This is a genomic window from Nitriliruptor sp. (genome assembly GCF_040882075.1).
Classification (GTDB): Bacteria; Actinomycetota; Nitriliruptoria; order Nitriliruptorales; family Nitriliruptoraceae; genus Nitriliruptor.
Window position 1 is genome coordinate 1 of record NZ_JBBEBZ010000225.1, and the last position, 10,089, is coordinate 10,089.

The window sequence follows — 10,089 nt, forward strand, 5'->3', positions numbered from 1 at the left end:
CGACGGACCGGGAACCCCTCACCCTCGAAGCCGCGCGGCGCGGTGGTCAGGGTCCGCAGCGGGCGGGTCGTGGCGGTGACGTCCGGTTCGGGCACGCGCGGCAGGGTGAGCAGGTCATCGACGGTGACGGCGGGCATCGGCCGCTCCTCTGGAAGCTCGGTGGGATCCCGTGGGGTGCGCGGGACGGTCACGTGTCACAACGAAGGTTGCATCAGCAACCATCCCGGGTCACCCGGGCCGGGCGACCACCGCGCGGGTCAACGCGTCGTCGCGGACCGGAGTGTGCTGACGGCTGCACGCAGCCGGGCCTGGGCGTCGACCTCCCGACGCACCGGGGCGAGCAGCCGATCGTCGGCGGCAGCACGGAGGGATCGGTCGATGCGCCGGGCGACCCGCGCGCCGTGTCGGCGTGCGCCGGCGCGTGCCAGGACGCGCGTGAGCACGCCGAGCAGCAGCCGCACCACGACGCCACCGAGCACGAGCGCGGTCGGCCACGGCACCGCACCGATCGCGTCGGGGGTCGGCAGCGGGGGCAGCTGGAGCCACGCCACCACCGCGAGCGCCGTCAGCCAGCCCGCACCGACCAGCGCGACCAGCTCGGCGACACCGCGTGCCACCGCCATCACCGTCGGCCACCGCCGCGGTGGTGGGGTCAGCCCCGCGCCCGCCACGGCATCGAGCAGGGCGGGCGCGGCCGTGTCGCTGGCGCCCGTCACCGCCCGGTCGAGCGCGAGGTGGGTCCGGCCCGTGGCGGCAGCCGCGCCGAGCTCACGCGTGACCGCCGCCTCGACCCGGGCGGTCACCGACGCGCGAGATGGTGCGTCCCGCATCGTCGCGACGGACGGGCCGCCACGGAAGGCACCGATCACGGAGCGGAACGGAGCCCGGACCATCCGCGCGAGCGGCGAGCGTGCTCGCGCCAGCGCGTCCCGCCGCGCGAGCTGGGCCGCGTCGGCGGCGGCGCGGTGACCATCGACCGCCTCGAGCAGGTGGGGCATCCACGCTCCCAGATCGACGGTGAGGTCCGGGAGGGCCTCGATCCCGTCGGCGAGCCGCCCCCCGAGCACCGCCGCATCCCCCACCAACCTCGCCGCTGCGGCCGATCGCGCGGCGGCGATGGCGGTCAGCATCTTCCGCAGCTCCTCGACCCCCTCCCCCGTCGACGCCGAGGTGGTCAGCACGCGGGCACCGTGGTGACCACCTGCCTCCAGCCGCGCGTGGAGGTCGGCGACCACGCGTTCGACGTCGGTTGGAGCGAGCTCGTCGACGCGGTTGAGCACGACCACCAGCACGTCGGCGTGCTCGGTCAGCTCGGCGAGCGGCCCGTCGTGGGCGTCCGCCCGGGCGTACTTCAGCGGATCGAGCACCCAGACCACGACGTCGACGCGCTGGGCCAGCCGGGCAGCGGTCCGTCGGTGGCTCTCGACGACCGAGTCGTGGTCCGGCAGGTCGAGCACGACCAGCCCGGCCGGCAGGGTGTCGGCGACCTCGTGACGTTCGGGGACCTCCAGCCAGTCGAGCAGCGCGGAGGTCGGACCATCCTGGGCCGCGCTGGCCGCCAGTGCCACCGAGGTGGTCGGTCGTCGGATGCCCTCGACGGCCACCTCGCGCCCGACGAGCGCGTTGACCAGCGCGGACTTGCCAACCCCCGTGCCACCGGCAACCGCCGCGACGGTCAGGCCCTCGCCACGTCCGAGACGTTCCTCGACCTTGCGTCGGAGGGTGTGCACGTCGTCGATCAGGTCCTCGTCGAGCCGACCCGGGCCGAGCTCCGCGACCGTGTCGAGCGCCGCGACGACGTCGGTCGTCGGCGACGGGCCGCGCCACCTCACGAGCGAGCCCCGCCCTCGACGACGCCGGCGATCTCGGCGGTCGCATCCGCAAGCGGCGCCGCGGCGGTGACCGCGCGGTCGAGGTCGGCCCGGTCCACGACGATGAGCTCGGCGAGCCGCACGTCGAGGTCGGCGTGCGCGTCGGTCAGCAGCTGACGCAGGTTCTGCTCGCCGAAGAGGCGCACGAGCATCGCTTGGCTGCCGGCACTGGCCAACGCCGCGATGCCGACCTCGCCGCCGGTCAGCCCGCCACTGACGGTGAAGACCACCAGGATCGCGGAGGTGGCGACCGCGTTCAGGGCGGTGGACCAGCGGCGCGCCCGGACCCGGCGTTCTGCCCCGACGGTCGCGACCAGCTCGGCGACGTGTTCGCCCCAGGCATCGACCGCCGCCCGGACTCGGTCGTGGCGCGCATCGAGGTCGTCGCGTCGCAGATCCGGGTCGATGTCGAGGAGCCGGCGGCCGACGGGATCCTGTTCGAACCTGCGACGCGCGTCGACCCGAGCACGCTCGAGCAGACGCTCCAACGTCGCGGTGAGGGTCCCCGCCACCTCGGCACGTACCTGCCGTGGACTCTCGGCGGGCACCTCACCGGCGGTGCCGAGCATCCCCTGGACCGCACCACGCACGCGCTGCGCGGCGGTCTGCATCCTGACGAGCGTGTCCGACCCGCCGACGAGGTCCCGCCACCGGTCGAGGACGTCGGCCCGCAACGGGATGCCGTGCTCGAGCTCGATCTGCAGCTCGTCGGGCAGCGGCGCGTAGGCCGCAACCACGGCTTCGGTCAGCCGGGCTGCAGCTCGGCTCTCGACCGCGAGCGCCTCGGCGATGGGGGCCAGATCGCGCGGGGCTCCGGCTCGGACCCCCGCGATCGCGCGCTGACGAGTCGCGGCCCGCTGGGCGGGCGCCGCCAGGTCCGTGAGGTGGTCGCGGACCGGTGCGACGGCAGCGTCGGGCAGCCGGTCGCCGGTGACCTCCGCCACGGGGATGTCGACGACGAGGTCGGCGTCGACGCCCTGGTCGGCCAGCAGACGGCGGACGTCGGCGAGCACCTCGTCACGGTCCTCGGGCCGGAGCTGGGTGACGACGACGCCGATGGCCACACCCCGGTCCCGAGCGGTCCGCAGGTACACCGCTCCGGCTTCGTCGGCGTAGGTCCGAGCCGTCGCGAACCAGAGCCAGACGTCCGCGTCGGCGAGGGCATCCTCGGCGAGCCGGTGGTTGGCGGTCTCGACCGAGTCGACGTCGGGGGTGTCCACGAGGGCCAGCCCGCGGGGCAGGCCGTCGCTCTCACGCAGGACCAACCGGTGCCCGACGCCGGCGGCGTCGTCGTCATCACCGCGGACCCGCGGCAGCCCCGCCAGGACCCGGTCACCGGCGAACGCGGCAGCGTCGTCGGGGTGGCTGACCAGGACCGGCGCGCGGGTGGTCGGGCGGACCACCGAGGTGGCGGCGACCCGGGCACGCGCGAGGGTGTTGACGGTCGTGGACTTGCCGGCGCCGGTCCCGCCGGCGATCACCACGAGCAGCGGGGCGTCGAGGTCGGCTGCACGTGCGAGGACGCTGCGGAACAACCGGGCCGACGAGGTCGCCCGGCGCCGCCACCCTTCGGGGTCCTCGGTGAGGTCGAACCGCAGGCGCTCGAGGTGCGTCGCGAGGGACGCGAGCGCTGCGTCGTTCCCTGCGTCTGGTGCTGCGACCACGTGCGTGTCCTCCGCCCCGGACGTGGACGCTACCGGCGGGCCGGAGCGACGGCCGCGCTCAGGCGCCGTCGGCCCCCGGGTCAGTGACTGCTGAGGTCGATCGTCAAGATGAAGACCACCGGGTGGGGGTCACCGTGCTCGCCGCTGGTGTACGCGTTGGCGAACTGATAGTTGATCCGTCCCGCGCCGCTGATCTCGTCGTGGATCGTCCGCGACGCACCCTCGAACTTCGGCTTGCCGGCCTTCCCACGCAGGTACGACGACGAGTTGACCTTCGGGGGTTCCCCAGGCGTGTGCGCGACGTGGTCGTAGAACTGTTGAGCGCTTTCGAGACCGACCCGCTGCGGCAGCTGCTCCCACAGCTGCACGGACTTGCGGTGGACCAGCACCCGGTACGACGGCTTGCTTGCCGGTCTCCCACCAGGTCGCGCCGCCGGCTGGAAGGGCGAGTAGGCACCTGTCACCGAGGAGGTTCTGCTGGCACGAAGTCGTCCTTGCTGACGTCGCCCAGCAGTACCTCGCGATGGTTGGAATCGGCGAGCGAGAGCGCGGTCGAGCACCATTCGGCCAGCGCAACCGCGAAACGCTCGCGCCCAACACCGCCGGCGGCTACGTCCTCGAGCTCTTCCCAGAACTCCCCCACGCACTCGGCACGGTCCTCGGCGTCGAGATGACGCAGCCAGCGCAGCCGGGAAGGGAGCCGGCCCGTCTCGGCCTGGTGTAGGTCCAGCGACCACGCAGCCACGAAGCGGTCCGCCTCCACCTGGTCGAGACGCGTGAACACCAACGCGGTCCCGTCGACGGCACGCACGAGCGCACGGCCTGAAACTGCGGTGCTGAGCAACTCGGTGCGGCGGTCCTTCAGATCGGTGGCCTGGTAGATGACGGACTCCATGTTCCTGCTCCCGACCACGATGATGGTCAGGTTGCTGACCACAGAGAGCACTGTACGGGCGGTCACCGGTTCTGACAACCGGCGTCCGTGGTCGTGACGCCCGTCCTCGCCCGTCTCGTAGCCACTGGCCGGGCTTCCCGGCCGCGGGGAACGTCGACGGTCAGCGGGGCTCGATCGGCTCGTCGGTGAGGGCGGCCTCGAGACCGGCGAGGAGGGACGCGCCGAGGTCGGTGAAGGTCGGGTTCGCCGCCGGCTCCACGGCGCGGCCGTCGTCGGCGTCGTCGACCCGGGCCGTCGTGGTCGCGGTCACCTCCGAGCCACCGTCGCGTGCACGCACGTCGAAGGTGCAGCGGCTACGGACGTCCTGCGACCGCGCTTCGAACTCGAGCCGGTCGGGAGCGTCGAGCGCGACGACCTCGATGTCCACGACGGCGGGGCGCCCATCGACCCGTGAGGTGGCGCGGATGCGGGAGCCGACGGGTCGGCGATGGACCGGCCTCTCGCCGGGACCGTGGCCGCTCAGACACGCGCGCGACCGACCGGCGGCGGGCACGGTGTCGAACGACGCCCACCGAGAACGGGACGCGCGTGACCGACCTGACCTGCCTGGCCCTGAACTGCAGCCTGAAGCCCGACGGCCCCTCCAACACCCAGATCCTGCTCGATCAGCTGCTCGATCAGCTGAGCGGACACGGGGTGAGTTCCGAGACCGTGCGTCTCGCGGCGCACGACGTGAAGCCCGGTGTCGAGGCCGACATGGGCGACGGCGACGACTGGCCATCCATCCGTGAGCGCATCCTCGCTGCCGACATCCTGCTCATCGCCACGCCGGTGTGGCTCGGGAACCCGAGTTCGGTGGCCCGGCGCGCCCTCGAACGCTGCGACGCCTTCATCGCCGAGACCGACGACGCTGGCCGCATGGTGACCTTCGGGAAGGTCGGCGGGGCGGTGGTCACGGGCAACGAGGACGGTGCCCACAACTGCATCGCCCAGATCTACCAGGGCCTCTCGGACTGCGGGTTCACGATCCCGCAGAACGCGGCGACCTACTGGGTCGGCGAGGCGATGCAGCCGGTCGACTACGGCGAGCTCGAGGCGCCGCCCGAGAACGTCGCGTCGACCACGAAGCTGGCCGCCGCGTCGCTGGCGCACGTGGCTTCGCTGCTGGCGGCCAACCCCTACCCCCCGCTGAGTTGACCCGTCGGTCCCTCGTGGCCCTCAGCGCCCCGGACGCCCTGCAGCAGCGGACCGACGTCGCCCGTGCCGTACAGCACGCTGACGTCCCCGGTTGTCTCGAGCACCACGGCACGGACGTCGGCGAGATCGTCGACGTTCGAGCGCCGCAGGTGCGAGCGCAGGTCCTCGACGGTCATCCGTGCCTGACGCATGTGGTCCTCGAGGATCGCCCCGTCACGCAGCAGCAGGAGCGGGGTGTTGTCGATGACCCCCTGGAGCGTGCGCCGGTGACGCAGGCGTCCGGTGACGTACTGCGCAACGAACAGGGTCGTCACGGCGACCAGCCCGTCGGCGAGCGGGACCGATCCGAGCCCGACCGACGCGGTGATCGAACCCACCGCGACGGTCGCGACGAAGTCGAAGGCCGACATCTGGGCCAGGCTCCGCGGCCCCGCGGCCCGGGTCGCGACGATGACGGCGAGGTAGATGGCGACCATCGCCACGGCTGCCGTGATCATCGCCGGCCAGGTCGACCCGAGCCGCTGGAGTACCTCGGTCAGCATCGGACGCCCCCCGGTCGGCTGGTGGTCAGGTGATGGTCAGGCCGCCGTCGACCGCCAGGGTCTGGCCGGTGATGTACGAGGCGGCATCGCTGGCGAGGAAGACCGCGGCCGCCGCGAGCTCCGAGGGCTCACCGACGCGGCCGGCGATCAGCCGGGGCGCCTGCGCCTCGAGGTAGCCGTCGGGGTACTCGGCGGTCATCTCGGACGGGAAGAAGCCGGGTGCCAGCGCGTTGACGCGGATGCCCTTGCGGCCGGTCCACTGCTGCGCGAGGTCGCGGGTGAGACCGATCAGCCCCGCCTTCGACGCCGCGTAGGCCGCCTGCGGCAGGCCGGCGGTGGTGATGCCGAGCACCGACGAGATGTTGATGATGCTGCTGCCCGGCTGCATGACCCGGCCGCACGCCTGGGCGACCCAGTAGGCGCCGTTGAGGTTCACGTCGATGACCTGGCGGAACTGGTCGGGGGTCTCGCGCGTCGCGGGGTAGGCGGTGCCGATGCCGGCGTTGTTGATCAGGATGTCGACGCGGCCGAGCTCCTCGACGGTCCGGTCGATGAGGGCCGTCGCGTCCTCGGGGCGCGAAACGTCCGTGGCGACGACGAGGGCCCGTCGGCCGGTCGCCTCGACCAGCTCCGCGGTCCGTTCGAGCTTGTCGGTCCGCCGCGCGCCGAGGGCGACGTCGGCGCCCGCCTCCGCGAGCGCTTCTGCGAAGGCGACGCCGAGCCCCGAGGAGGCGCCCGTGACGACGGCGACCTTCCCGTCGAGACGGAACCGGTCCAAGATGGTCACACGTACGTCCTCGGTCGAAGGGCCGGCGACGGTAGCCACCGAGCCACGGTGCGGTCAGGCACCGTCGTACTTGGCGTCCTGCCGGTCGCGTTCCGCGCCGAGGGCGATGGGTGCCGCGAGCACCTCGTCCGGGATGGCCCACGCGTCGACGAGCAGCTGGGCGTGCTCCCGGAGCTCCGCACACAGCCGGTTGATCTCCGCGGTGATCGCCTTGCTGCGGGAGGCCGACAGCCGACCGTGCTCGAGGAACCACCCCCGTTCGCGTTCGACGAGCGACAGCACGTGCAGGTCGCGGAGCTTGCTCAGCAGCGCTGCCACCTCGGTGTCGGCACAGGCCTCGATCTGGGCGCAGAACCGCTCGAGCACGACGCGGTCGATGTGGGCCTGCGCTGCCGCCAGGACGTGATCCTGGGCGTCGTTGAACGCCTCGAAGGGATCCCCACCGTCGCCCATGGCGCGCTGCAGTCGGCGGGCGACCGAGCTGACGATGTGCTCCTCACGCCACGCGAACAGCTCGAGCTGCCAGTCCCGGTCACGGAAGTCGGCGTCGTCATCGCGGCCGGGGACGGCGGAGGTGATGATCCGGAGCAACCGGCGAGCGGCGGTCCGTTCGACGACCGTCTCGACGACCTGATCCGCGACGAACCGGACCGTGCCGATCGTGTCGAGCGACGAGAACTCGTCGCGGAAGTCGGTCAGCAGACCCTTGGCGACCAGCTGGAGCAGCACGGTGTTGTCGCCCTCGAAGGTGGTGAAGACGTCGGTGTCCGCCTTCAGCTCCGGGAGGCGGTTCTCCGAGAGGTAGCCCGCGCCACCGCAGGCCTCGCGGGCGGTCTGGATCGCGTGGGTCGCGTGCCAGGTGGTGGCGGTCTTGATGCCCGCCGCCATGGACTCGAGCACCCGACGGTCGGGGATGTCGGCGTCCTCGCCGGCCGCGAGCGCCGCACCGTCGAACGACTCGTCGAGCTCGGCGACCAGCGACTCCTGGGCGGCGTGCAGCGCGTAGGTCGTGGCGACCAGCGGCAGCAACCGACGCTGGTGCTGGCGGTAGTCGAGGAGGACGATCTCGCGGTCGGCACCGGGCGCCTCGAACTGACGGCGGACGAGCCCGTACCGGACCGCGATGGCCAGGCCGACCTTGGCGGCGGACAGGGCGGCGCCCGACACGCTGATGCGCCCCTGGACGAGGGTGCCGAGGGTGGTGAAGAACCGGCGACCCTCGTCGTCGATGCGCGAGCGGTAGGTGCCGTCCTCGGAGATGGACCCGTACCGGTCCAGGAGGTTGGTGCGTGGGACGCGGACGCCGGCGAACGACAGCCGGCCGTTGTCGACCCCGTTGAGCCCGGCCTTGTGGCCGCAGTCGCTGATGGTCACGCCGGGGATGGGATCGCCGGACTCGTCACGGATCGGGACGAGGACGCCGTGGACGCCGTGGCTACCGGACCCGGTGACGAGCTGGCAGAACACCACGGCCATCCGCCCGTCGCGGGCGGCGTTGCCGATGTAGTCCTTGCGGGCGTCCTCGTCGGGCGTGTGGATGATCAGCTCGTCGCTGGCCGCGTCGTAGGTCGCGGTCGTGCGCAGCTTGGCGACATCGGAGCCGTGCCCGGTCTCGGTCATCGCGAAGCAACCGGGGAGCTCGGCGGTCATGACCTTCGGCAGCAGGGTGCTGCGGTGCTCCTCGTTGCCGAGGTTCATGATCGCGCCGCCGAACAGGCCGAACTGGACGCCGGCCTTGACCAGCAACGACAGATCGCCCATCGCGAGGGTCTCGAACGAGGTGACCGCCCCGCCGAGGTCACCACCGCCGCCGTAGGCCTCGGGGAACAGCAGCCGTGGGCCCTCGGTCGAGCCGAGCAGCTTGAGCTGTTCCATCACCCGTTCGCGGTGCTCCTCGGTCGGCATCGCGGTACCGGGGGCGAGCTCGGGCCGTCGCAGCTCCTCGCGGGTGACCCGACGGATCTCGGCCCACCGTCCGTCGAGGGTGTCGCGCACGCGGGCCGTGAGATCCTGCCCGTTCGCGTGCTGGTCGACGGTTGCGGTCGGAGCGTCCGGTGCGGCCACGCGGTGATCCCCTACTCGGCGGACCCCCGATGCTAGGTCGGCACGCTCGCCCGAACGTCCGGGACCGGTCGGCCGTTCGGCAGCGGTTCCCGTGGTGGCGTCGTCCCCGACGACGCGGAACGTGCGCAGTTCGACCGAGACCGTCACCGTGATGGGCTCGAGCAGCACCGCGACGCGGTCAGCGAGCTGCTGGTCGGTGAGGTGGTCGGCGCTCGGACCCATCGCGACGAGCGTGCGGACCTCGGCCGCGGTCAGCGACGATGCCACCTCGACCTGGCCCGGCTCACCGGAGGGCTCGAGCGCGGGTGCCAGCGTCGCGAGGAGCCGCTCCTCCTTCCGCGGGTCGACCCCGAGCAAGCCGAGGGGTGCGATCAGCTCGTGCAGGTGCTCGGGGGTCGGGGTGACCACCACCAGCACGCCGTCAGGGTGGAGGATGCGCGCGATCTCGGGGCCGTTGCGGGGGGCGAAGACGCAGGTCACCGCGGCGGCGGCCGACGTGCCGATCGGGAGCCCCGCCCAGACGTCCGCGACCACGGCGACGGCCCGGGGGTGGGCGCAAGCGGCGCGTCGGGCGGCGTACCTCGAGACGTCGATGGCGACACCGGCACGGTCCCCGAGCGCGTCGAGGACGGCACCGAGGTGGTGTCCGGTACCGGCACCGAGGTCGACGACGACCCCCTCGGCTGGGACGTGGTCGACGACGGTCGTGACCAGGGCCGACGTGACCGCCGTCATCCGACCCGCGCGCAGCACCTCGTCGCGGGCGGCCACCATGGCAGCGTCGTCGCCGGTGCCGGGGTCCCTCCCGGCGAGGAGGTTGACGTAGCCCTGGCGCGCGAGGTCGTACGCGTGCCCCTCGGCGCACCGCAGGGTCCGGTCCACGAGGACGAACCGCGCGCGATCGCGGGGACAGCGCAACGCGGACACCGCCGTCTCGTCCACGTCCGCCTCCGGTCGATGCTCGGACCCTACGGGTGCCCGCCGCGATCCGGTCCGTTCGCAACGAGGGTGGCCCGGGCGGACGTGACCGCCTCGAGCAGGCTCCCGCTCGAGAACGGCTTGACCAGCA

9 protein-coding genes and 2 pseudogenes are annotated in these 10,089 nt (G+C 72.8%); 1 reads left to right on the top strand and 10 read right to left on the bottom strand.

Going from position 1 to position 10,089, the window contains the following annotated elements; translation table 11 throughout:
• The 6 genes and pseudogenes from WEB03_RS16225 to WEB03_RS16250 all read right to left on the bottom strand — a co-directional run.
• Window positions 1–137, bottom strand: a pseudogene (locus tag WEB03_RS16225) (pirin family protein); the annotation flags it as partial.
• Window positions 138–257: 120 nt separating this feature from the next.
• Window positions 258–1,832, bottom strand: a complete 1,575-nt coding sequence (locus WEB03_RS16230) for a GTPase domain-containing protein (protein ID WP_368071963.1) — start codon at window positions 1,830–1,832, stop codon at window positions 258–260.
• Window positions 1,829–3,535 (bottom strand): GTPase, encoded by a 1,707-nt coding sequence (locus WEB03_RS16235; RefSeq protein WP_368071964.1) that lies wholly within the window; start codon window positions 3,533–3,535, stop codon window positions 1,829–1,831. The genes WEB03_RS16230 and WEB03_RS16235 overlap by 4 nt, the downstream gene beginning before the upstream one ends.
• 80 nt (window positions 3,536–3,615) lie before the next feature.
• Entirely contained in the window at window positions 3,616–3,924 is a 309-nt protein-coding gene (locus WEB03_RS16240) for a hypothetical protein (protein ID WP_368071965.1), read from the bottom strand.
• Window positions 3,925–3,995: 71 nt separating this feature from the next.
• Window positions 3,996–4,430, bottom strand: coding sequence for a hypothetical protein (locus WEB03_RS16245; RefSeq protein ID WP_368071966.1), 435 nt, complete (start codon window positions 4,428–4,430; stop codon window positions 3,996–3,998).
• A 160-nt stretch (window positions 4,431–4,590) separates the two neighbouring features.
• Window positions 4,591–4,857 (bottom strand): hypothetical protein, encoded by a 267-nt coding sequence (locus WEB03_RS16250; protein WP_368071967.1) that lies wholly within the window; start codon window positions 4,855–4,857, stop codon window positions 4,591–4,593.
• Window positions 4,858–5,018: 161 nt separating this feature from the next.
• On the opposite strand from WEB03_RS16250, the gene WEB03_RS16255 reads away from it, so the two are divergent.
• Window positions 5,019–5,627, top strand: coding sequence for a flavodoxin family protein (locus tag WEB03_RS16255; RefSeq protein WP_368071968.1), 609 nt, complete (start codon window positions 5,019–5,021; stop codon window positions 5,625–5,627).
• Here the strand turns inward: WEB03_RS16255 and WEB03_RS16260 are convergent.
• The 4 genes and pseudogenes from WEB03_RS16260 to WEB03_RS16275 all read right to left on the bottom strand — a co-directional run.
• A complete protein-coding gene (locus WEB03_RS16260) occupies window positions 5,609–6,169 on the bottom strand; it encodes a DUF421 domain-containing protein (protein WP_368071969.1) in 561 nt (186 codons plus the stop codon). The two genes, WEB03_RS16255 and WEB03_RS16260, sit on opposite strands and share 19 nt — an antisense overlap.
• 25 nt (window positions 6,170–6,194) lie before the next feature.
• On the bottom strand, window positions 6,195–6,956 hold the full coding sequence (locus WEB03_RS16265; protein ID WP_368071970.1) for an SDR family NAD(P)-dependent oxidoreductase: 762 nt from the start codon (window positions 6,954–6,956) through the stop codon (window positions 6,195–6,197).
• Window positions 6,957–7,010: 54 nt separating this feature from the next.
• A complete protein-coding gene (locus WEB03_RS16270; RefSeq protein WP_368071971.1) occupies window positions 7,011–8,951 on the bottom strand; it encodes an acyl-CoA dehydrogenase in 1,941 nt (646 codons plus the stop codon).
• Between the two features lie 891 nt (window positions 8,952–9,842).
• A pseudogene (locus tag WEB03_RS16275) lies at window positions 9,843–9,962 on the bottom strand (putative RNA methyltransferase); the annotation flags it as partial.
• Window positions 9,963–10,089: the final 127 nt, after the last annotated feature.

Bases quoted from the DNA above. Each gene is read 5' to 3' on its own strand.
- WEB03_RS16260 (WP_368071969.1), bottom strand. From the start codon at position 6,169: ATGCTGACCGAGGTACTCCAGCGGCTCGGGTCGACCTGGCCGGCGATG.
- WEB03_RS16245 (WP_368071966.1), bottom strand. From the start codon at position 4,430: ATGGAGTCCGTCATCTACCAGGCCACCGATCTGAAGGACCGCCGCACC.